Source organism: Mangrovibacterium marinum, assembly GCF_003046625.1.
In the GTDB taxonomy this organism is placed as follows: Bacteria; Bacteroidota; Bacteroidia; order Bacteroidales; family Prolixibacteraceae; genus Mangrovibacterium; species Mangrovibacterium marinum.
This window is the reverse complement of record NZ_QAAD01000009.1, coordinates 33,715-58,144: the sequence shown is the minus strand read 5'-3', so window position 1 is coordinate 58,144 and position 24,430 is coordinate 33,715. Positions and strand designations below refer to the sequence as shown.

The 24,430-nt window shown below is 49.1% G+C and carries 17 protein-coding genes; 9 read left to right on the top strand and 8 right to left on the bottom strand.

What is annotated here, in order from left to right:
* Positions 1 to 109 precede the first annotated feature (109 nt).
* The 8 genes from C8N47_RS10210 to C8N47_RS10175 form a co-directional block, all read right to left on the bottom strand.
* Positions 110 to 1,369, bottom strand: a complete 1,260-nt coding sequence (locus C8N47_RS10210) for a peptidase U32 family protein (RefSeq protein WP_107822458.1) — start codon at positions 1,367 to 1,369, stop codon at positions 110 to 112.
* A gap of 267 nt (positions 1,370 to 1,636) precedes the next feature.
* Positions 1,637 to 9,169, bottom strand: a complete 7,533-nt coding sequence (gene sov, locus C8N47_RS10205) for a T9SS outer membrane translocon Sov/SprA (RefSeq protein ID WP_107822457.1) — start codon at positions 9,167 to 9,169, stop codon at positions 1,637 to 1,639.
* Positions 9,170 to 9,187: 18 nt separating this feature from the next.
* Positions 9,188 to 9,772, bottom strand: a complete 585-nt coding sequence (gene ruvA / locus C8N47_RS10200; RefSeq protein ID WP_107822456.1) for a Holliday junction branch migration protein RuvA — start codon at positions 9,770 to 9,772, stop codon at positions 9,188 to 9,190.
* Positions 9,773 to 9,992: 220 nt separating this feature from the next.
* Positions 9,993 to 11,090, bottom strand: a complete 1,098-nt coding sequence (gene pdxA, locus C8N47_RS10195) for a 4-hydroxythreonine-4-phosphate dehydrogenase PdxA (RefSeq protein ID WP_107822455.1) — start codon at positions 11,088 to 11,090, stop codon at positions 9,993 to 9,995.
* A gap of 176 nt (positions 11,091 to 11,266) precedes the next feature.
* Complete coding sequence (locus C8N47_RS10190) at positions 11,267 to 11,785, bottom strand: nitroreductase family protein (protein ID WP_107822562.1); 519 nt, start codon at positions 11,783 to 11,785, stop codon at positions 11,267 to 11,269.
* A gap of 105 nt (positions 11,786 to 11,890) precedes the next feature.
* The gene (locus C8N47_RS10185; RefSeq protein ID WP_107822454.1) at positions 11,891 to 12,391 is read right to left on the bottom strand and encodes a hypothetical protein; all 501 of its coding nucleotides are present in this window, start codon (positions 12,389 to 12,391) and stop codon (positions 11,891 to 11,893) included.
* A gap of 199 nt (positions 12,392 to 12,590) precedes the next feature.
* Positions 12,591 to 13,616, bottom strand: a complete 1,026-nt coding sequence (gene rlmN / locus C8N47_RS10180; protein ID WP_107822453.1) for a dual-specificity RNA methyltransferase RlmN — start codon at positions 13,614 to 13,616, stop codon at positions 12,591 to 12,593.
* A gap of 21 nt (positions 13,617 to 13,637) precedes the next feature.
* Positions 13,638 to 14,318, bottom strand: a complete 681-nt coding sequence (locus C8N47_RS10175) for a ferredoxin--NADP reductase (protein WP_107822452.1) — start codon at positions 14,316 to 14,318, stop codon at positions 13,638 to 13,640.
* A 189-nt stretch (positions 14,319 to 14,507) separates the two neighbouring features.
* On the opposite strand from C8N47_RS10175, the gene yidD reads away from it, so the two are divergent.
* The 9 genes from yidD to C8N47_RS10125 all read left to right on the top strand — a co-directional run bounded on the left by yidD (position 14,508) and on the right by C8N47_RS10125 (position 24,430).
* Entirely contained in the window at positions 14,508 to 14,783 is a 276-nt protein-coding gene (yidD, locus tag C8N47_RS10170; RefSeq protein WP_245915702.1) for a membrane protein insertion efficiency factor YidD, read from the top strand.
* A gap of 187 nt (positions 14,784 to 14,970) precedes the next feature.
* Entirely contained in the window at positions 14,971 to 15,705 is a 735-nt protein-coding gene (locus tag C8N47_RS10165) for a sulfite exporter TauE/SafE family protein (RefSeq protein WP_107822450.1), read from the top strand.
* Between the two features lie 645 nt (positions 15,706 to 16,350).
* Positions 16,351 to 17,220 carry a metal ABC transporter solute-binding protein, Zn/Mn family gene (locus C8N47_RS10160; protein ID WP_107822449.1) on the top strand — a complete coding sequence of 290 codons (870 nt, stop codon included), beginning with the start codon at positions 16,351 to 16,353 and terminating at the stop codon, positions 17,218 to 17,220.
* Positions 17,221 to 17,334: 114 nt separating this feature from the next.
* Positions 17,335 to 18,117 carry a metal ABC transporter ATP-binding protein gene (locus C8N47_RS10155; protein WP_107822448.1) on the top strand — a complete coding sequence of 261 codons (783 nt, stop codon included), beginning with the start codon at positions 17,335 to 17,337 and terminating at the stop codon, positions 18,115 to 18,117.
* Positions 18,101 to 18,949, top strand: coding sequence for a metal ABC transporter permease (locus tag C8N47_RS10150; RefSeq protein WP_211316101.1), 849 nt, complete (start codon positions 18,101 to 18,103; stop codon positions 18,947 to 18,949). The genes C8N47_RS10155 and C8N47_RS10150 overlap by 17 nt, the downstream gene beginning before the upstream one ends.
* Entirely contained in the window at positions 18,927 to 19,106 is a 180-nt protein-coding gene (locus tag C8N47_RS10145) for a hypothetical protein (RefSeq protein WP_107822447.1), read from the top strand. The genes C8N47_RS10150 and C8N47_RS10145 overlap by 23 nt, the downstream gene beginning before the upstream one ends.
* Before the next feature lie 352 nt (positions 19,107 to 19,458).
* Positions 19,459 to 20,550, top strand: a complete 1,092-nt coding sequence (locus C8N47_RS10135; RefSeq protein ID WP_107822445.1) for an SGNH/GDSL hydrolase family protein — start codon at positions 19,459 to 19,461, stop codon at positions 20,548 to 20,550.
* 376 nt (positions 20,551 to 20,926) lie between these two features.
* Positions 20,927 to 22,051: an Sb-PDE family phosphodiesterase gene (locus tag C8N47_RS10130; RefSeq protein WP_107822444.1), complete on the top strand. Its 1,125-nt coding sequence runs from the start codon at positions 20,927 to 20,929 to the stop codon at positions 22,049 to 22,051.
* A gap of 972 nt (positions 22,052 to 23,023) precedes the next feature.
* Positions 23,024 to 24,430, top strand: coding sequence for an anthranilate synthase component I family protein (locus C8N47_RS10125; protein ID WP_107822560.1), 1,407 nt, complete (start codon positions 23,024 to 23,026; stop codon positions 24,428 to 24,430).

Here is a 24,430-nt window from a genome sequence, read left to right as displayed (position 1 = left end):
TAGGAAGTTTAAAAAGATTATAAAACGAAAGAGCTTCCTTAACTTAAAAATTACGCAGAATTAAAGTGAAAGAAGCTCTTTGGGAGCAGCGGTATTTAAGCGTCGCCAACTACCGCCTTTGTTTGACCTCGCTGGCCGGCACAATCTTGTATAACTTGTCGGAACGCCGCACCTTTTGGGGTAGCTTCACCGAGAAAAGTTCGCCCTTGTGGGTTTCCTCAACCGGTTTCAAATCAACACGGATTTCCTCAACCACCGACTCAATAACGCCGGTACTGGGGCCGGTTACCAGAATCTTATCGCCCACCTTCAGGCTCCCGGCTTCCAACTTAAATTCGGCCACACCAATATTGGGGAAATAATTCATTCCACGACCAATGTAAATCTTGCGTTCGGTAGCCAACGAGCCGTAGTTCTTGCTCCACTCGCCCAGGCGTTGCCCCTGGTAATAACCATCCCAGAAACCACGATTGAATACCGTCTTTAAACGGGTATCCCAATCGGCAATCCGCTCGTCGGTGAAGTCATCATCGAAATAAGCATCCACAGCTTCGTGGTAGCACTCCACCACTGTTTTTACATATTCCGGGGCCCGGGCACGACCTTCAACCTTTAACACCGAAACCCCGGCATCCAAAAGCTTATTCAGAAAATGAATGGTCTTCAAATCCTTCGGCGACATGATGTATTCATTGTCAATCTCCAGCTCTGCGCCGGTGTCGTTGTCGGTTACGGTGTACGAACGCCGGCATGTTTGCATGCAGCTGCCCCGGTTTGCCGAGCTGTTCATCTCGTGCAGGCTGAGGTAACATTTGCCCGACACGGCCATACACAGCGCGCCATGTACAAACATCTCAATCTGCACCAGCTCACCTTTGGGACCACGAATATTTTGTTCGCGAATCTGATCACTGATGGCTTTTACCTTCTCCATGTCCATTTCGCGCGCTAACACCACCACATCGGCAAATTGAGCATAAAACTTCACTGCCTCAATATTGGTAATGTTCACCTGGGTCGAAATATGCACTTCAACTCCAATTGAACGGGCATAGCTGATCGCTGCAATATCGCTGGCAATAATGGCAGAGATTCCGGCTTCCTTGGCCGCATTAATCACCTCGTGCAATTTTTCCAGCTCATGATCAAAAATGATGGTATTCACCGTCAGGTAGCTTTTCACCCCATGGCTATGCGCCTTGTCGGCAATGGTACGCAGGTCATCCAAGCTAAAATTATTGGATGAACGTGAACGCATATTCAGCCCTTCAACGCCGAAGTAAACCGAGCCCGCGCCGGCCTGAATAGCTGCTGCCAGCGACTCGTACGAGCCAACCGGAGCCATAATTTCGATATCTCTTCTCTCCATATTTTCAACTAAATCGGCCACAAAATTACATTTAATTTGACGACAAGCCAAAGCCTGCTGCCAGGCGAATAGTTGGATTTATAAATTGTGGTTTTTCTCTCGAGAGTCGGGAGTAACGAGTAGTGAGTCTTGAGTCGTCATTAATGGTCATTGGTTGTCAGTCCCTCAATCCTTCAATCCATCAATAAGTCTATAAATCCGGCTGTCCAAAAAATCTAACAATCTGACAATCCAGCAATCCGATCATCCGGCCATCCGACAATCCATCTACTGCGCCAGGGTAAAGCGGAAACTCATACCAAAGCTGGTGGTTCGCGTTGGATAGGCCGACGAGGTAAACGGGTTGTTCACCACCTTATCGTAGTACACCCGCAGTTGAAAGCGGTCGCTGAGCATATAGTCGGCGGTGGACTTGATTGTCACTTTCTTCTGACCGGCTGTCAACTGATTTTCCGCTTCGGTTAATTTACGAAGCACGGTTTTGTTTTTGGCAAATGCCAGGGCAATATTAATATTCAGATCGTTGGAATAGGCTTTCTGCCCGTTCTTCGACTTGATGATTAAGTCCATCCGCGGGAAGCGATAACCAAGCCCCATCGACACTTCGTTGCTGCGCACTTCGGTAAGCTGCACATTGGCAAAGTTGAGCGACAGATTTCGCGACCGGTTAATCTGGAAAGTCGTGGAGACATCGTTCAGCCAAGTGATATCCACATTGATCAGCGGGTTAAACAATTCGGTAATATTCACCGAAGCAATATCGTATTGCGGAACAAAATTACCCGAACTGTTGGTGACATAGCTCCAGCCATCGTCGTACAGCTGATCGTTAAAATTCAGGTTTGTAGCATACGAGCCAACGTTATAGGTTGAACGGTAGGTCTGACTTAAGCTCATCGATTTCATCACCTTCTTCAAGCCACCAATCCGGGAAACAACGCCATTATAAGTAATCCGCCAGTTGGGCCGCATATATTTCAACGAAGGGAAGGGCTCCAGAGAGACCTTCTCGGCCGACTGCCCGGTATAGGCCGCAATAAATGCGGGAATCAACACCTCCTGCGAAGTAGGGCCATAGCCATAAGGGTAACCCGTTTCGGGGTTGTCGCCAATGTTATTATAGCCTTCGGCTGCGTTGGGAACGCGCCGTGCTGCCAGCCGTTGCGCAATAATGTAACGATTGTCCAGCAGATCCTGATAAGCTTTTGGCGGTTCCACATCGGCCTCTCCCATTTTACTAAAGGCTGTCCCCAGGGTATTGATCGACATGGAAAAACTTCCGCTAACAGTTCGGCTGGTCGGGTTAAACACATCATCCACCTGATCATACAAATAGTACTCGCTGGCATTCTCCGAGATGGAATGAGAACCCGTTAAATCGATGGTCAGGAATGGCAGGGGCTCAATATTCGTGCGGAAAGTCCACGACTTGTTAGTAGTCATCAGGTACGCACTGTTCAGCGTTGTATCTTTGGTGATCCATCCTTTTTGGGCAGCTTCTTTGGCAAAGTCGTCATTCTGCCAGCCCAGCAGGAAGGGAATCCCCGGGGCCATCGACGAGGCGATATTGCCAAATGTAGCCTCATCGGGCGTATACCGGCCGGCACCAAAAATGGTGGGTTCAGGCATGAAACCCGGCAAATAAGTACCATCCGAAGAAGTGTAAGTCAACGACAGATTCTTCACCATCATGGCGGTACGGGCAGCGTACTGGCTGGCCGTATAAAAGATGGTATTTTCAATTTTCCGCTTGCCGCTAACCTCAACACGGGCCTTCTCGATGGCGTTACGGCTTTGGAAGCTCATGCGATTTTCGTCCAACACTTTGGTGATACCGCGAATTTGCTGCCCGTCCTGGTTGTATACTTTCAGCCGAACATCGGTTGTTTTCAGGTTATGCTCAATCACCAGGGCCTCACCGGCCGGCACATCGACCTTTCCTTTTTTATACGACACTTCTTTAATCCGAAATTCTTCCGTCTCTTTCTTGCGGGCTGATGCGGCAGCCACACGGCTCCGCGAACTGCGGGCCGAACGCGTGCTGGCACCAAACTTCCGGTTCACCTCTTTCAGGAAATCGACCTTATTGTACAGGTTTGTCAGCGTCATCTGTCCATTCCCCTGGATGATGCGCGAGTTCTCGATGACATTCCCCAACTCGACTGACTGATCGGTAATCGATCCGGCAGTCCAATCGTACAAAGCCTGATAGCGCCCGGTTGCTGTTACCCAGTTAAAAGCAGGTATTTTATTCAGTGGCACCTGATAACTTACATTCAACGAATGATGGTACAGGATCGGACGTCCCAAATCGAACAGGTTGCGCAGGATAGAATCTTTCTTTAGCTGATAGTCATCATCGGCCCGGTTGATTCGTCCTTCCGGCTCGTCGATGCGTGCTGTTCCCTGCGACGAAAAGTCGATTTTCAGCGAACGTGTGAGGTTGTACTTGAGGTCGAAATTCCGGCGCCACAGGAAATCTTTTTCAACCGTCAGCGGAATAACAATCCCCGGATCGGAAATATTGCGCGACTGCAATTCATAGTAGTACCGGTAAAGTTCGTTGCGATACGAGATCTGCGTTGGCATCAGGTAAAAATTGAAATCGCGAATCAAACGGAAAGCACTACTACGCAGAAATTTCACCTTTTTAAAAGGCTCATACAATTTTGGGCGGGTATTGAAATTGTAATTCAAGGCCAACCTGTAACTTTTCTCAATGCTGTATTGGGTGTTTACATCGCGGTCTTTTTGCTTGTTGAAGGCAAAGGATGCCGAGAAGTTCGTCGGGTCGTACAAGCGGGGTTTACCCGATTTATTGGTCTTATCAACCTTTACATTATTCAACACGATGCTTGTTCGTTTTGAATAGTCCTGCACCAGCTTTTTTATCGAATCCCGCTCCGACTTGCTGTTCAGGGTCGAATAGGTTTCCTTCATCGTAATATCCGGATCGAGCGGGTTGTATTCGGGATTGCTGATAGATTTTGAAATCCCCACGTACAACGGGATTTTCACCCGCGCTTTTTCGGGGAAGAAACGTCCCAAATCGAAATTGGATGAAATATCGTATTGCAGTAAATCTTCGTTGGAACGCTCCGAGGCACTTTTGTCGAGGCTCCCAAAACCTGTTGACCGGTAGCTTCCGGCAAACACCACGGTTCCCAAGTCGGCCAGTTTGGTTGAAACACGGGTGTTGGCAGCCCAACCACCCGAGTTAGTGAGATTTGTCAGGCGCAGCTCGTTCACCCACACCTCAATCGAACGCGGAGGAGTGGTTAATGTGCCCGACTTATTGCGAACCCCCATCATCATAACGGCCACATTCCCCAGGTTGGGACTACCCTTGATTTTCACCAGGTTTTGATCGTCATTATAGCCTGTGTGCACCTGTTCAAACAAGTCGGATAACGAAATCACGGAGCCGGCAGCCCGCATTTGTTCGTTTCGCAAAAGTTTCGTGTTGGTAAACACCGACAGGGGGATATCGATGCGGTTCTCGTCGGGCCATACCAGATACCGGTCGGTTTCAATATTTGTGTTATAAACGCCCGGCTCGGTCAGCTTCAGTGGCAGTTCATACTCGTAGTAGTTGTCGTTGTAGTCCGATCCCAGGCGCACAAAGAAATAAAGATCATCATCGCGTAGCTCCTGTCCCGGAATAGCCTCGGCATGTACCTCCAGCTTAATCCGCTTGTAAGGCCTGAAGTCGAGGTTAATACTTTTGTAGGCAGCACGGGCATCACCTTGTTCCAGGTTTTGCACATTCAGTGTCATAGCCTGTTCGTTCAGCTCCAGCAACTGCGCATTCGACGGGTCAATCACCCGGTCGATTTTTGGCGGAAGCACATAGTTGACCGGTGTGCGGTCGCTGTTTTCCTCGATGTTGACAGCCGACACCGCAAAATTGGTGTTGGTGCCCAAATTATTGCTGTTTTCTTCCAGATCGTTGGTATAAACCCGCCAGTCGGCACGAACCAAATCCAGGGTTGCAAAACGAAGGACAACAGGCTGGTTAAAGTGTTTCAGGAACATCCGCATAAAACGGATGGAGCTGAAGTCGGAGATCGAGCCCACCACAGCTTCGGGCTGTTTTACCGGCACCTTAAACTGGTACCATTTTACCGCACTGGTTGTTCCGTTGGCCATGGTCACCGAAGCCGTACGTACATCGGAAATAAAGTTCTGCCCCACCTGCATATTTTCCGGGCGCAAACTTACCCGGTATTGGTAGTAACGTTCGTACTCGTTCAGGGTATTGTCGCTGTTCACATCCTCAACATCGGGCAAGGTTGACGCTGAAGTCGTGTATGACTCGGGCGACAAAGCTGCGGGTACGGAGTTCCCCTCGGGCCCGTTATACTTCTTGTAGCGCTCCAAAATTCCCAACTGCTCATTGTCGTAGTCACTCCCCCTGAAATAATGATAATCATCGCCTGCGGGGTCGGCAAAAAACTCCTGATAGGTCTCTGCATTCACCACATTGCGCAAATCGGTCAGGTAAGTCTCAAAGAAGCTTTCCTCATCGCTGCTCGACAAGCCATCGAAGCCAATATCCTGATTGTGGATGATGTTGTCGTCCGACACAAAGCTTTTGGTTAGCTGGGTCGTTGTCGCCACGCGTCCCCACACGGTTGTGTCTACTTCGGATACCAGAGCCGACTCGGGCAAGCCATTTTCAAAGCCCTTGCGGGAGTCCTTCAACACATCCTCCGACACCTCTCCCAGATTGAAATACAGATCGCCGCCATCCATCGCCCCCACGGTGTCATTCACAAAGGGATCCATCATCCAAAACTCGATATACTCGATATTGGCCGACTCGAAATCGGTTGTTGTAATCTTACGCATAATCCCGCCCCAGCGACTCTCCGGGTCGGCCAATGTCCCGTCGGCATTCAATCCGGCCGAATAAGACGAGGGTGCTACATCGAAATTGTAGGGACCACGTTCTTCCGGATAGAAGGCCAGGTTAAGCACCGATATATTGGTTGGCGTACCAACCTCAGTATCCCGTTCGGGGTATATTTCCTGTTGATAAACTTCGCGCACCAGGTGGTTCGACTGTTCGTCGCGATTTTGCTTAATGTGTGCCGGTGTTTGCGATGTATTGCGCAGAAATAAGGGATCGATATTGTACCAGGCCAGTTTGGCGCGGTTATAACCATAGGCTAAATCATCGTTCAAGTCGCCCTCGGGGAACATGCCCGGTTGGTTCTGCGGCGTACTGGCCAGCATCCATGCCGAACGGGTTTTCAGATCGAGCGATGTTTTGGTCGATTCAAAATCATCAATATAAACCGTTCCGTCGGTAATATTGGAATTTCCGACTACCAATTTGGCGACCTCGGCCTCAACCGCAACGGTCGATTTTTCCTTGGTATCGATAAAAGGCAGCTTATCCACCAGGTTGGTCAAAAACTGCGATTCGGTGTTATAGCTCAAATCCAAGCCCAGCATGGTGTTCGACACGGGCTCTTCACCATAAATCACCTTTTGCGTCAGTGGTCGTTCTTTGAGGTGAAGGATCGTTCCCCCCAGGTTGAAGTTATCCGAAAAGGCATAGTTGGCATGTGTTCCGAGTAAGGTTTTCTGCTGCACCGAGAACAGGTCCTCGCTTTCGGTTGAGATTTGCAATGATGTCCCTGACTCCAAATAAGTCGGGTTGATGATTTTCACCCGCCCCAGCGTGTAATCAACCGTATAGTCGAGCCCCTCGGTCAGGGTAATCCCCCCGGCAGTTACCGTCACCGAACCTTGTGTGAGGTTGATGGTTCCCAGCGAAATTTCGGAGTTCGACGAGCCGCTGTAACTCCCCCGCAGCACATATTTATTATGCTCGGCGTCCTGCTCGGCATAGGTGCGCAAGGTGTCGTACAAGCTTTGGTAGGCATATTTATCTTTAAAAGTTTCGGAGCTAATCTGGTTGGCCAAATACGAGCCGAAAGGCTCCACCGCCGGGAAGATCACACGTCCCGACGACGACTGCACCGTCACGCCATCAACATAGTCGAATGCACCATCGCTGCCCAGGTCGAGCTGCGAATTCAGGTTATCCAGATTGACCAACCCCAATAATATTTTACCTTGCAGGTTCGACTCGGGCAGGTAATTAATCAGGGTTCCGGTTTTTTCATTTTCATACAACACATTCAGCTTGAAATCCTCGTTGGTCAGCGAGTAGGCATTCAGGCTGTAAATATTTTTCATCATCAATTTCCAAGTAGGCAGCTTCGGTGTTTGGTTGGTTCCTTTCAGCAACTTCACCAACAGGGTGCTCGGCGCATTTACCCCGTCGGTCGAAAATTCACCCACCTGGTAAGTCTTACCTTTCGCGGTATAGTTGAAGGCTACCGCCAGCACCTCGTCCGAGTTCAGCGCCGAGTTCAGCGAGATGTAGCCCAGTTTCGTGTTCACCGTATATTCCGATGAACTTAACAATCGAGCCTGCTCAATTTTCTCAAAATCCTGCCCGCCCTCAAAATCATTCAACACGGCAAGCGTTTTCGTGATCTGCGAAACGTCGCGGATGGCTGCGTAGTTTTCAGTTAACTCCAGATACATCCGGTTGGCTCCGTTGTAGGGATACAGGTTATCGGGAAATACCTGCCCGCTGCTTTCGCCGAATGAAGGTACCGTGTTATAAATATTCCCGGCATGCTCGCCCAGGTCCATCAGAGCCAGAATATTACGCGACTCATCGTAATCGCCCGATTTGTTGGTCACCCAAACTTCAATTTTATTGATGGTAATCGACGAATTGATGACCGGCAGGTTGGCCAGTGCTTCATCGTAATGATCGCGAAAATACTGAGACAGGAAAAAGTGACGGTTGGCGTCGTAATCGGAAGCCCTTAGCTCGAAATTGGTCGTCTGGGCTCCATCTTCAATGTTTACAACCTTGGTTTCGCCTTTGCTTTGCGAAAAAACGGTTGACAGGTAAAGTTTCCCGAACTGCATATCGGTTTTTACCCCAAACAGGTTTGTCGCGCCGGTGATGAGTGTCCCGTTGAGTGGCAGCGACACATTCCCGGCTTCCACTTTCTTGATAATCTCATCTTCATCGCCCGAGTACTCCAGGTTCATTTTATTCTCGTAGTCGAACGTTGCTTCGGTGTTGTAGTTCACGCGCATCTTCATCTTATCGCCGATGCTACCGTTGACACTCATCTGGATCTTCTGGTCGAAATCGAAGGTAGGAACCTTCCGCAAACGCTCGGCAATGGACGGATTTTGGGTTTCATTCATCTGGTAGCCAAAATTGACTTCCACAAAACCTTGCGTGCGTATGTCGATATTATTGCCGCCAAATATGCGATTGAAGGCCTCCCCGCCGACCGAAAGGCGCGGAATAAGCCCTCCGCGGCTTTCCAGATAGCTCTCGCTCGACTTCTGGCGCCAATAATTCCGAATTGAATTTTGAAAATCGTAGCGAACAAACTCTTCGAGCGACATGGCCTTAGGCAGGCGATAATTCATATTCCCGATCTTCTCGGTCACCACATACTGCCCCGTAACCGGATCGTAAACCACCTCGCGCTTGATGTTTGAGGGAGTTTTCAGGAATAAGCCCGAGCGCTGATCATCGTCTGAATAGTCAAATTCGCCGCGATCATCGAAGGGATAGATCAACACGCCGGTGGTATCAATTTCGAGCGTGTCAACCTGCATTGAATCAGCAGGCTGAAGCAATTCCGGATATCGTTGGGCCAGGCCAATATCAGGGACAGAAGTCCAGCCCATAGCCAGAACCCCTGAAAAAATAACCGTAATCAGCGAATTTCTCAGAAAAGTTTTCAATACCGCGCTATTCAATTGTTAAAGGCTTTTCAAAGCCATCTTTATCGTTTGCTCGACAGTTATCCCCGGATTTGACTTGAAAATCTTGTCTAATTCCTTCTCCACACTTTTGCGTGCAAAACCGAGCATAACTAAAGCAGATAACGCTTCATCGCGGATAGTATTGTCTTGATTGGTGATTAAAATTTGGTCGGAAGCGGGCTGTTTCCCGATTTTATCCTTCAGGTCGATAATGACCCGTTGAGCCGTTTTCGCACCGATTCCTTTGATGCTCTTCAGCAAGTTCACATTCTCCTCCAGAATGGCTTTTTTGATTTCATCGGGAGTCAGCGACGAAAGCATCATCAAGGCCGTGCTGGAGCCGATGCCGGTTACCGAAATCAGCAGACGGAACAACTCGCGCTCGCTATTTTCGGCAAAGCCATACAACAGGTGGGCATCCTCGCGAACCACCTGATGCAGAAACAATTTAACAGCCTGCTGCCCGTTGATGGCAGAATAAGTATTAAGAGAGATATGGAGAAAATAACCGATTGACCCCGCTTCAATGATTGCATTGGCCGGTGTTAAACCAGCTATTTTCCCGTTAATATATTCATACATAGTTTGAGAACAATAGATCGTTAGATTTTCAGACTATCAGACATTTGTAATGCTTAAATTCAGCGTGTTTTGATAAAATCAAACAGCACGTTCACAAAACACTTCCGATCAGGCAACTAAAAAGCTTAACGAACTGTCGTGAGAGATAACGAAAGCTAATCTAGCCGCGCATAGCCTGCCTTAGCCTGCCTTCATTCGTTGTTTTTCCGACAGTGCGGATTTACAAATTAGCCTCATCATCGGCAAAGCCCACACTCTCGTCAACCTGGTTGGGATTGATCTCGTAAGTCTTCAGCGGGTTTTTACTGATTTCCTTATACAGCTGGCGGCTTTTATGCACGTCGATGGCCAGGTAAAGCGCTTCGCGGAACGATTCGGGCGAAGCTTTTCCCTCGCCGGCAATATCGAAAGCAGTACCGTGCGATGGCGATGTACGAATCATGGGCAAACCAGCAGTATAGTTCACTCCGCGCTCGAATGAAATCACCTTGAAAGGTGTTAAGCCCTGATCGTGATACATGGCCAGGATAGCGTCGAACTTGGCATAGTCGCCCGAGCCGAAGAATCCGTCGCAGGGATAAGGGCCGATGGCGAGAATTCCTTCTTCTTTGGCCTTTTCGATCGCCGGAATGATAATTTCTTTTTCTTCGGAGCCCAGCAAACCTCCGTCGCCGGCATGCGGGTTCAGCCCCAACACGGCAATACGCGGCTTTTTAATGCTGAAATCCTGCTCCATCGAAGCCGAGATGATGCGCAGCTTACGCACAATGGCCTCCTTGGTGATTAAGGAAGGTACCTTCTCTAAAGGAACGTGAGTCGTGACCACCCCAATCTTCATCATCTCGCTAACCATCAGCATAATATAATTATTGGTATTAAACTGCTCGGCTAAAAACTCGGTATGTCCCGGGAAATTGAACTTCTCGCTCTGAATATTATCTTTACTGATGGGTGCAGTCACCAAGGCATCAATCCGTCCGGCTTTCAGGTCGCTCACAGCCGCATCCAGCGCCATGTAGGAAGCCTCGCCGGCCACATCCGAAATTTTACCCAGTTCCACCCGTACATTATCGTCGATGCAATTGATGATGTTTGCTTTTCGGGGATCAGCCTCTTCGGCATTACGGATTGTGTTGAAGTTAAAATGCTCCATATTCAGTGCCTTGCGGTGATAAGCGGCCACCTTGGGCGAACCGTAAACAATCGGCGTACACATTTCCAGCACGCGCTGATCGCTTAAGGTCTTCATGATCACTTCGTAACCAATACCATTAATATCTCCCTGAGAGATGCCTATTTTTATTTTGTCTTTACTCATCGTTCTTATGTTGTTAATTAGCTCAACCTTTCGGCAAAAACAGCTTCCCGCTCTTGCATCGGGTAAATTTAATGCTAAAATCCTTTAATCAAAAAAGAAAAATATTCGATGTTATTGTTGCCTGCTAAGGCGTATACAGCCCCAAAAGCTTCGTCCCGGCGCACTTCGCCAAACAATCAAAACCGATTTTGATGAATTTTTTGCCACTGCAAATCCTCTGTGGCGACTGTTTTTCGCTCTTGAGCCGGATAACCAATGGCCACAATACTGAGCACCTTTTGGTTCGCGGGTATTGCGAGCTGCTCACGCACAAAGTCTCCGGCTGTTTTTTCATCATCGTGATGACGCCCGCGAATTTGCACCCAGCAATTGCCTAGTCCCAACGACTGCGCGGTAAGCTGAAGGAAAATCGTGGCCACCGAGCAATCTTCAACCCAGGCTTCGGTTTTCGAATCGTCGGCCATCACCACCACAGCCAACGGTGCCGACTCCAACAGTTTGCTTCCATGAGGTTTTGCAGCTGCAAGCGACTGAATCAACTTTTTGTCCTGCACAAAGATGAACTCCCAGGCGTTGGCACTCTTCGATGCCGGCGAGCGCAAAGCAGCTTCCTGCAATAACTTGATTTTTGCGTCCTCAACCGGTTGTTCGGTAAACTTACGGATACTGCGTCGTTGGCGGATAATATCGATCATGATGATAGTGTTTTTGATTTTGAATGAACAAAAAAAGCACATTTCGTGCACAAAACCATCCTTTGGCCAGGGCAAAATGGATCAACAAGGTTCGTGTCCGGGAAATCACATCAGCATAAACAAAACCACAAACAACAGGAAGACCATAAACAGAACCAATTGGTTACGGACAAAGAGCCCCAGCAGGATCAACACCTCCAGCTCTTCGGTATCGGCGGTGTAAATTTCAATGGTCCCGCTGTCTTTGGTAAGAAATTCCTGACTTTGAAAAACAATGATCTCCTGCCCGTTGTATTTCCACGACCAGCGCGATTGCCAAAAGTTTTTGATTTCGAGTTCAAAACGCTTTCCGTTCAATACCAAGTCCCCTTTCGGGTTGAAAAGATTAATCATGATGGTGGCCAGAAGTGCCTGAGTGGTCGCATCAGAAATTTCGAGCTTGGAAAGAAAAAAATCGCGGTTCAGTAAAAACCGATGGCCATTGATGGTGGCCAGTGCGTCGGAACTAAAAAAGTTATTCCAGTCGATAACCCCAACTTGCTCATTACCTCGCCGAACCGTTAATCGGTTTCTGAATAATCCTTTTGTCCAATGTAATTTATCCATAGTAGCCGCATTCACATCAAAGGATTTGCAAGTTAACTATTTTGAATGAAAGAGGACAAGAGCTTTCTCGGATCCAAATGCTTAAAAATGTTAAAAAATCAAGGTGATTTCGTCCCAAAGCCCCGCTTAAATCGTCGGTTTAGTGATAGCGCCAACACTCCATTAAGATAAACAAATAGAGCAAAGACAGCGACATACATCAGTTGGCTCCCAAAGCTTTAGTGGACAGCAAACCGCAGGCCGCATAAATATCCTGACCGCGCGAAGCACGGATGGTTGTGGTGATGCCTTTTTTCTCCAGCCCTTCTTTAAACTCCTGCAAGCGTGTTTCGTCGGTTCCTTTCAGCGGGGTATTCGGGATGGGGTGAAAACGAATCAAATTGATCCGGCATTTGATGCCATCCAGAATGCGGGCCATTTCACGAACGTGTGCCGGGGTATCATTTAAGCCGTGAAAGACAATGTACTCGAACGACACGCGGCGTTGGCGGCCAAAGTCCCAATTGCGGATTTCCGAAAGCACATCATCCAGCGGATAAGCAATCTCCACAGGCATCAGTTTCTGACGTTCTTCGTGAAAAGGGGTATGCAAGCTGATGGCCAGATGGCACTCGCTCTCATTCAGGAAACGCACCAGGCCGGGAACAATGCCAATGGAGGAAACCGTGATCCGCCGCGGACTCATGGCAAAGCCCCATTCCGAGGTGAGGATTTGTGTACTCTTGAGCACTTCATCCAAATTATCGAAAGGCTCGCCCATACCCATGTACACAATGTTGGTCACCTCTTCCCATTCGGGGATGTTACGAATTTGGTTCACAATTTCGCCAGCCGTCAGCTGTCCCTGAAAACCCTGTTTCCCGGTCATGCAGAACAGGCAGCCCATTTTACAGCCCACCTGCGAGGACACACATACGGTCTTGCGATCCTTATCCGGAATCATGGCTGTTTCAACATACTTTCCGTGCGCGGTAGGAAACAGATACTTCTTGGTGCCATCGACACTTTCCTGCACCTTGGTCGGATCGGTTAAGCCAAAGAGGTATTTTTCATTCAGCAACTCGCGTGCTTTTTTCGAAAGGTTGCTCATCTCATCAATCGACGACACCTTTTTCTTATACAACCAGTCGGCGATTTGTTTAGCGGTAAATTTTGGCAAAGCCAGCTCAACGCATATCCGTTGCAATTCGTCTAAGGTCTTTCCAAATAAAGCTTCTTTCTGCATCCTGAAAATTTTTCGGCAAAGTTAGAAATAAATCTCGGCAATGATATTCTCGTAGGGCACGCCCTTCGCAATCAACAAATCGCGGACATCGACAACCATGATGGCTTTCCCGCACAAATAATATGGTACGTCGGCGGGCAGCTCGTCCAGGCTGTTCAGGTAATCGGTTACGCGCCCCGGAAACAGGTCGCACGACTGCTCGCGGGAGCAACAACGCTGGTAATTCGTCCCCAGTGCCCTGTCCAGCTCATCTTCAAAATAAAACTGGTTCTGATAGCTCGCTCCGTGAATCAACCGCTTATTGGCAAACAAGCCCGATTGAAACATGGCGTAGAAAGGCGCAATTCCGGTTCCGGTGGCAATCCAGCAGGCAGGTTTGCTGTTGCCGATAAAACCACCGTAAGGCTCGCTGAGCAAAACCCGATCGCCGGGCACCAGGGCTGCCAGCTTCGGGGTCAGGTATCCATCTTCCTTAATATTGAAAAGCACGCGCAACTCCTGCTCGTTATTCCCGCTGCAGATACTATAAATACGCGGTGGCTGCACCCGATCGACGGCCAGCTTGACCACCTGCCCGGGTTGAAAATCCCAACGCCGGTTCACCGACAGCAAAAACACCCCCGGCGAAATCTCCTCATTACTCACCACTGTTTCTTCAAACAGCTCCCGATCTTTCTTACTATATTCTTCGGCTTTAGCCATATTTTCGATTTTATCTGCCTGTAAAACACCGCGACAGGCTTTTGGTTTTATTTTTCTTCCTTTTTTCAGACCAATGCACGAATCTTACAAAGGCCCCAAACGGCGCCCCTCCCTCCCCAGCGACGTAAAAGGTTCCTGACATCCAATTATCTTTTACTAACTTTGTGGCAAACAAAACAGATGCGGCGATTGATCAAATTTATATTGAAAATTTTGGGATGGATCCTGTTGTTGCCAATTTACTTTTACCGGGCAGCCATCTCCCCTATTTTGCCCAACTCGTGCCGCCACACACCTACCTGCTCGCAGTACGCCATCGAAGCCATCAAAATTCACGGCCCTTTCAAAGGATTTTACCTGGCTACCAAGCGAATACTTCGCTGCCACCCCTGGGGTACGCACGGCTACGACCCCGTTCCGCCTGCCGGAAAAATAAAGGTGAAAAAGATGGATTTAGAAAAATAAGCCGGTTTCAGGACTCCTGCTTAACCGACTCGCTTGTTTCTCCCCCGTGACAATGCCCCTGCCTCCACAATCCTAAAATTAACATTCCATTAACCAGAAAATTTTGATCTACACTACGTATAAATGCGTACTTTGGCTACCTTTGCTAAGTACTTATACCTAGTCGAAGTTTCAAAACAGTCAATTCATGGAATGGTTAATTAGCACCCTGGTAATCTTAATGGCCTCACTTTTAAAAGGAATGACCGGTTTTGGCTTTGCCCTGCTTGCCCTGCCCATCCTGACCATTTTCTTCCCGATGCAGGCACTCGTGCCGGCCATGACACTCTTCAACCTATTTACGTCGCTCTATATTTTGGCCAACATCAAACTAAAAGTTGACTATAAATATTTGGTGCCCATGCTGCTCGCCAGTTTCATCGGCATTCCGGCGGGCGTACAAATCCTTCAATATTTACCGGAACGCACCATGGAACTGACCACCGGAATCAGCATTTTCAGCCTGTCGATGGTCTTTCTTTTAAGCGGAAGTAAAGAGATTCCCGAGTCCCGCAAAAAGAAACCGATCGTATTTGCCGGTTTCCTGAGTGGCTTCATGGCGTCGAGTATGTCGATTGGCGGACCACCGATTGCCCTGGCCATGAACCGCAAGGGTTACACCAAAGAGCGTTTCCGGAAGATGTTCGCGCTGGTTAGCGTCATCAACGCGGTAATCGCCACCGTGCTGTATGTGGCCAAAGGTATATTTGTAGCCTTCTCGCTGAAATTTGCAGCCTTTCTTTTTCCGGTCATGCTCCTTGGTTCGCGGCTGGGCGATCTGCTCTCGAACAAGGTCAATCAGGCGCAGTTCAAGAAGATGATCCTTTACCTGAATATGGTATTGGGCTTGTTTATTGTGGCGCGCATCCTGCTGCACACATAGCACCTTCCTGATTCCGGGGGATATCCAACAGGGATGAAAGTCGAGGGTTATCGGTTATCCTGTTGTCCGGGTTATCCTAGTTGTCGGGTTGTCGTGGTTGTCTGTTGTCGGGTTGTCATTTAAAAAGCGTTAACCAGTAAGGAGTCCTTATAGAACAATGCCAAAAAGTTGGGAACCGGCTGGCCTGGTTTTATCAAAGCCGGAATCAAATGAAAAGCTTCCTGCAATCCCGGAGGGATGACATTTGGGTAGCTTGGACATTTCAGTGGGTAAAATTCCGTCCCGTACGGTAGGACAAAAGATCTGAGTTGAGTGAAAGTAGGAGTGAAAAACAGCCAGTTTTGGGGCAATGCCCATCAATACCGGGTTGCTAAAAAGTGAGTCGTGGCTCCAGGTTCGAGCTCAATCGCAATTCAAGTCATCCCCGACGCGGTTGAAAACCGCATCACCCGAAGGGACTTTCAGAAAAAACTGCGCACAGTGTCAACAAATCAAGGCATTGTCGGTTAACTTACCGACAACAGCTTGCCGGAAAACAGAACACCGAACAAAGGCCACGGTAGCACCCCGCCCTATTCTTTGCATTCCCGTAATTCCGCGCGACTTATTATCTTTGATTTCGAAAACAGCACACAGCAAACAAGCATGAAAAAACTATTGACATTCATTTTTATGATCAGCCTGGCGTGTAGCGGGCCGCAAAAAAGCGATAAACCCAGCATTGCCGTAACCATTTTACCGCAAAAACAGTTCGTTGAGAAACTGGCTGGCAATTTGGTCGACATTCAGGTGCTGGTTCCGCCGGGTGCCAGCCCCGAGCTGTATGCACTGATGCCCTCGCAAATGACCAGCCTGTCGGCGACCCTGGCCTGGATTGGCATTGGCAAGGTGGGCTTCGAGGAGGGTTGGGTGGACAAAATAAGGGAAAGTAACCCCAAGTTGAAATACTTCGACAGCTCGCTGCAAGCCGACTGGATTGCCGGCGAAGAAGAGGTGCATGGCGACCACGTTCACCTGCATGGCATCGATCCGCATATTTGGTCGTCGCCGGCTGAAGTGCGGAAAATTGCCCGCGAAACCTCCAACGCATTAACCGAAGTGCTCCCCGAACACCAAGCGGAGTTTGCTAAGAATTTAGCCCGTTTTGAACAGGAGATTGACCAGCTGGACACCGAGCTGAGCCAAACCTTCGCCCAGCTGCCAACCAAAAAGTTCCTCATCTTTCATCCGGCGCTAACCTACCTGGCTCGCGACTACGGCCTGGAGCAGGTAGCCATGGAGGTGGATGGCAAGGAACCATCGCCCCGCCACCTGAAAGAGTTGGCTGAAATGGCCAAAAATGAAAATATAAAAGCCATTTTTGTGCAAAAGGAATTCAACATGGAAAATGCCCGGCAGATGGCCAACGAAATAGGTGGCCAGGTGATCCAGATTGACCCCCTGAATGAAAACTGGGCCGACGAACTGCGCTCCATTGCTCAAAAAATTAGCCAGGCTGAAGCGATTCAGGAATAAGCTGCAAGTGATAAGCTGCAAGCTGCAAGTAACAAGCTGCAAGTAACAAGTAACCAGCAACAAGTAACAAGCTGCAAGCTGCAAGTAACAAGCAACCAGTAACCAGCAACCAGTATGCAAAAACTGCTCGAAATAAAAGAACTTACCGTCAGCTACGATCACGAAGTGGTGCTGAACGATGTCAACCTGACCGTTCACAAGGGCGACTTCCTGGGCGTGATTGGACCCAACGGCGGTGGAAAAACAAGCTTAATAAAAGCGATACTGGGATTGGTGAAGCCGTCCAAAGGACAGATTCTGTTTCACATTCCGCAAACCCGCATTGGCTATCTGCCACAGATTAACCAGATTGACAAGCGCTTTCCCATTACGGTGCTCGATGTGGTGCGCTCGGGAAAAACCGACCGCCGCAGCTTCAGCCTGTTTGCCAAACAAACAGAAGAAATTGCCCATGCAGAGAGCTTGTTGAACGAAATGGGTGTATGGCAGCTGCGCCACAAAGCAATCGGCGAGCTGTCGGGCGGGCAAATGCAACGGGTATTTCTGTGCCGATCGCTGATGAACCGCCCCGAGCTGCTCATCCTGGATGAACCCGACACCTTTGTGGACAACCAGTTTGAAAGCGAACTGTACGAAAAGCTTAAAGAACTGAACCAGCGCATGGCCATCGTCCTGGTTTCGCACGATGTAGGCACCATTTCGTACTATGTGAAAACCATTGCCTGCGTGGCCCGCGAGCTGCACTATCACCCCAGCAATATTATCAGCACCACGCAGCTGGCCTCGTACAACTGCCCGCTGCAAATTATTACCCACGGCGATGTGCCCCATACCGTTTTGGGCCTTCACGACAAACACCAGCACGACCACAAACACGACCATGAGCACGATCATTGATCTTTTTCGATACGACTTTTTCATGAATGCCTTTTGGGCATCGCTTTTTGCGGCCATCACCTGTGGCATTGTGGGCACGTACATTGTTTCGCGCCGCATTGTTTTCATCAGCGGCGGCATCACCCACGCCTCGTTCGGCGGCATTGGCATTGGCTATTTTATCGGCATGAACCCGCTGTTGGGCGCTGCCATCTTTTCGATCTTATCCGGGCTGGGGATTCAGTATTTCACCCGTAAGGGACGACTGCGCGAGGACTCCTCCATCGCCATCTGGTGGTCGCTGGGCATGGCCATCGGCATCATCTTCATCTACCTGTCGCCGGGTTATGCCCCCAACCTGATGAGCTACCTTTTCGGGAGCATCCTCACCGTGTCGACCACCGAAATATGGATCATGGCCGCCCTGTCGTTGGTGCTGATTGCCTTTTTCACGCTCATGTACCGGGCAATTCTGTATGTGGCCTTCAACGAAGAATTTGCCCGCACCACCGGGCTGCCCGTCAACCTGATCAATTACCTGCTCATCAGCCTGATTGCCGTCACCATTGTGATGAACATCCGCGTGGTGGGCATCATCCTGATTATGTCGCTGCTCACCCTGCCCCAGGCAACAGCCAACCTGTTCACCCACGACTTTCGAAAGATGATGCTTTATGCCATTGGCTTCGCCTTTCTGGGCTCGTTTACCGGGCTGCTGTTTTCATTTTATGCTGATATTCCCTCGGGCGCTTCCATCATTTTCACCCTGGTGTTGCTTTTTGGAATCATGAAAGCCGTGTCGCTGCTGCAAAAACGAAAAAAACGAATCGATGCCCAAACAAACGCTGCTTAGCTGCCCCCATTGCCACAAGCAGTACGCCAGGGACGACCTGCAACGCGACTGCGGAAACTGCTTTGCCTGCACCGGTTGCGAAATCTACATCTGCCCCAACTGCCGCCGCGAAATTGTGGTAAAACCCCTGAAAAAACCTTCGCGCAAAAGCTCCTAAGCCTCTTTTAGGCTGAAAAGAAGCTCCTTTGCGGCTGTGAATTTTTCACAGCAGGCAAAACAACTGCCGGGAAACTTCTGAAAATTTCACAGCCTTCTCGGCAACCGCTGTGGGCCTTCTGAAATTTTCACAGCCTTCTCGGCAACCGTCGCGAGCCTTCTGAAAATTTCACAGCGTTCTCGGCAAGCGCTGCGGGCCTTGTGAAAATTTCACAGCGCCCAAAAGAAAATAGCTCCTTGCTCCGGCCATCGAGTATCAATTTTGGTCGATTCTGTTTCGTCAGCCGTTCAAAAACTTTTACTTTGTTGATGCGCTTAGCGCCGCATTTCATTCAACCCCAAAAAACCAAACAATGAAACTTTTAAAAAGAAGCCCCCTTTTTCTGAGTATGCTGCTGCTTTTAGCAGCCTGCACCAAGCAAGGCGATCTTGTTGTTGCCTACTCGAACCCGCAAATTGCCTACGAAGGCCGGATTGATACCAGCAACAGTACCGCCGCCCGGCTGTTTTGGTCGGGAACCACCATCCGGATTAACTTTGAGGGTGAAGCCATTGCCGCCACCCTGGCCGACCAACGGGGCGATAATTATTACAATGTATTTGTCGATGGGGACAGCCTGACCATCCTTCGCCCCGACACCACCCAACGCGAGTACCTGCTGGCCTCGGACCTTGGCGCGGGAAAACACCGCCTTGAGATTTTCAAGCGTACCGAGTGGGATCGCGGTACCACCTCGTTCTACGGCTTCCGCATCAGCGGCAAGGCCAAACTACTTCAGCGCGACCCGGCGAAAAAACGCAAAATTGAATTTTACGGCAACTCCATTACCGCCGGCTATGCCGTTGACGACTTTTCGGGGAAAGACCGTTCCGACAGCATCTTCACCAATAATTACCGGAGCTATGCCCGCCTGACAGCCGACCATTACAACGCGCAGTACAGCTGCATTTGTAAAAGCGGCATTGGCATTACCGTGAGCTGGTTTCCCACCATCATGCCCGAAATTTACGACCGCCTCGACCCCACCGACCCCAACAGCCCCTGGGATTTTTCGCGCTATACGCCCGACGTGGTCGTCATCAACCTGTTTCAGAACGACTCGTGGCTGGTGAATATGCCGCAACACGAACAGTTTAAAGCCCGTTTCGGCAGCCAGGCGCCAACACCCGAATTCATCACCGGGGCTTATGCCAACTTTGTGCGCTCCATCCGCACCCGCTACCCCGAAGCACAAATCGTGTGTATGCTCGGCAGTATGGATGCCACCCGCGAAGGGTCGCCCTGGCCGGGCTATGTGGAGCAAGCCGTTGCTCAACTCGACGATCCGCGGATTTTCACCCACTTCGTCCCCTTTAAAAACACAGGCGGACACCCCAACATCGCCGAACAACAGGCAATGGCCCAAAGCCTGATTGGTTTTATGGACGAACATATCGATTGGTAAAAACCCGATCGCACCAACGGATCCAAAATGAAAACCGGACTTTAGCCGTGCGCTAAAGTCCGGTTTTTTTTCAGGATCAAAGTCGCTTTACAAAGCGCCAATCCAGCAGAAAACCAGGAATGATAGTTGACGCGGAAACCCGACAACCGATGACAACCACGCCAACAAGACATCCCAAAATCAGTGATTTTCGTCCCTAAACCAGAAATAAATCCTGCAACAGAAACGCGCGTCGTCCCGTTCCGACCGACAATAGCGAGAGCCAGCTCGTAGAAACAGATCACAGCCCTGTCGCCCTCAACAAAAAACAATTCCTTAACAGAGCTAACAAAATCAATCCAAAGCTTTTAACTAAATTGCAGCCAAAATCTATTTCATGAAAATGCTTATTCCACGAGGGATCCTGACAACACTACTGCTCATACTGCTGCTCACTACGAGCAACGCGCAATACCGAAAGGAGATTCACATCCCGAACATCCTCGGCTACCAAACCCTGAAATGTGATTTTCATATTCACACCGTATTCTCCGACGGCGATGTATGGCCAACAGTGCGTGTACAGGAAGCCTGGGCCGAAGGCCTGGACGTGATCGCCATTACCGACCATATTGAGTACCGACCCCACTCAGTCGATATGGAAGCCGACCTCAACCGCCCCTATGAAGTTGCCAAACCCCTGGCCGACCAAATGGGAATTATTCTGGTGCGCGGAGCCGAAATAACCCGCAACATGCCTCCTGGGCATCTGACTGCGATCTTCATAAAAAACGCCAACTTGCTGGAACGCGAAGACTGGTGGGAAGCTTGCGTGGAAGCTCGCGAACAAGGTGCTTTCGTGTTTTGGAACCATCCCGGCTGGAAACAACAACAACCCGACACCACTCGTTGGTGGCCCGAACATAGCCGACTGATGAATGCCGGAATACTGAAAGGTATCGAGCTATTCTCCGGCGACGAGTTTTACCCCGAAGCCCTGCGCTGGGCTCAGGAAAAAAACTTAACCATCCTGGCCAACTCCAACATCCACGCGCCAAGTTCACAAGCCTATCCATCCCCGGCTGCCAAACGCCCGATCAGCCTGGTTTTCGCGCTCGACAAGTCCGAAAGCGCCATTAAGGCAGCACTGGCCGACAACCGAACAGCGGTGCTCTTCAACGACACACTCATTGGCGAACGCCGTTTTCTGACACCTATTTTTATAAGTGCCATCGAAATAAAAAATACCAAATTGAATTTGAAAGATCAGGATATTAAATACCTGCAAATCTACAACAACAGCGACATCCCCTTCCGGCTGCACCAACGACAGCCCTCGATCGGCTTTTCGTGCCCCGAGGAAATTATCCTGCCGGCAAACCGAACCGTTTCCATTGAACTAACAGGTATTTCGGAGGAAGTAGAACAAATGACAACCCTAAAAATGTTTTACGAAGCAACCAACCTGCTCACCAAGCGCGGCGAAAAGCTACCGGTGAACATCGATGTTCCCAATAAATAAGCCCGCATAACAGCAGCATTAGCTCGTAGAAGTCGCAATTTTCAGCAATTTTCAGGGGGAAACAAAACCCGCATGATTCCGCGGGAGCCTCCAACAGAGATGAAAGACAAACATTTTCGGTTGCCGTTGTTGTCATGAGTTGTCGCGTGTCCGTTCAATACAAGATCAAAGCAACTTGAAGATCCGGCTGACCTTGCAGCCTGGCATTTATCGATTTTCACTGTAAGTATGGGACTTAGGCTTTCAAAAAAGGACATAAAAAAAGCGGTGGAACTTTTTCCACCGCTTACCTCCAAACAAACAACTAAAATTACCTTTCATACTTTGCAGTGCTCAACCAATCAACCCCAATAAATAATGATAAAAAGAATAAAAAGAACTGCAAAGCTTTACTGAATAATACGGGGAGCTTCTTTTTTTTGTTTCAGCCTCAAAACATACTCTAAAACACCTTTTTAGAATGAACTTTTCCCAAAACGCTATTTCTATTCTCGAATATTTTAGTAAAGAATTGCTATGATCGGACATAAAAGCTGTGAAGCCCTTCCGATCTGAGAAAACGACAACCACGATATCAGGCAAAGCAACGCCCTTCCCGCCTACAAACTTCAGCCCCACCCCACCGCACAAGTCAGTTCCAAGCGCTTAGCCGACAATAATCCTCAAAAAATTTGCTTTTCAATAAAATATTTCATTGTTTTGAAACACGTTTTACGACTTAATGAATAAATACAATATGGCTTCCGTGGTGGGGTCTTCTTTCTTTTAGAAGTTTATAGCCATATTGGTATTTTTAAAAATATTACGATGCATACAAGAATGACAACAATTTGGTGGTGGCGCAACTACTTTTCACAATACCGTGGAGAGGCGTAGCTATCATGTCAATTTTGTATGAAAAAGCGGCTTATCGGACACGGTAAGCCGCTTTTTTGTTTTAACCATTTTCAGCAAAATTTTAATGCACTAAATATGAAACCTATTCAAATTCAAGTTAACGTCAAAAAAATCCTGGGAGATACGCTTACCCCGGTTAGCGTTTATCTCAAGTTTCGGGATTTATTTCCCCATTCGGTATTACTGGAAAGTTCCGACTACCATGGCAACGAAAATGCCTACTCTTTTATCTGTATCAAACCGCTGGCCGGCTTCATTGCCGACGAAGGGTTAATCAGTATTGACTACCCCGGGCAGGCCAAAACAACCATTCCGGTTGAAGACCACTTCACCGTTGAACGCGAGCTGAACAACTTCTACAAAGCTTTTCAGCTTACCGGAGATCTGAAAGAAGCCCCTGCCAATGGCCTGTTTGGCTACCTAAGCTACGACTCGGTAAAATATTTCGAGAAAATCGACATTAACACCGAGAAGAAAGAAGCGTACGCCGTGCCGGAAGTTCGCTATCACTTTTATAAATATATCCTGGCCATCGATCATTCGAAAGACATGATCTCGCTGATCGAAAACCTGCCGGAGGGCGAGCAAGCAGAAATGCATAATATTGAATCCTTGCTGCGCAACCTCAGCTTCCCCACGACCACCTTCGATACCGTTGGCGAAGAAGTGTCGAACATCACCGACGAACAGTACCGGCAGATGGTCACCAAAGGCAAAGAACACTGCTTCCGCGGCGATGTTTTCCAGATTGTCTTGTCGCGGCAATTCTCCCAAAAATTCAAAGGCGATGACTTTATCCTCTACCGTGCACTTCGGTCGGTCAATCCATCGCCTTACTTGTTCTTCTTCGACTACGGCGACTACCGGATTTTTGGATCGAGCCCCGAAGCAGAACTACGCATCAAGAAAGGCCGGGCGATCATTAACCCCATTGCGGGAACCTTCCGCCGCACCGGAAACGACGAACAGGATCGCCTGCTGGCCGAAAAGCTCTGTGCCGATCCCAAGGAAAATGCCGAGCATGTCATGCTGGTCGATCTGGCAAGAAACGACCTTAGCCGCAATGCCGCCGATGTACGTGTTGACAACTACCGCGAAGTGCAATATTTCTCGCACGTTATTCACCTGGTATCCGAGGTTTCGGGGAAACTTCCGGAAGAGGCTAATATGATTTCGGTACTGGGCGATTCCTTCCCCGCCGGCACACTCTCCGGAGCCCCCAAACACCGGGCCATGCAATTGATTGATCGCTACGAGAACCAACACCGCAGCTACTACGGAGGAACAATCGGCTTCCTGGGCTTCGACAACAGCCTGAACCATGCCATCATGATCCGCTCGTTCCTCAGCAAGGACAACACCCTTTTCTACCAGGCTGGTGCCGGCATCGTTGCCCGCTCGGTGGAAGAAAACGAGCTACAGGAGGTTAATAATAAGCTGGCCGCCTTGAAACGGGCCATCGAAATTGCCAAAGAGATTTAA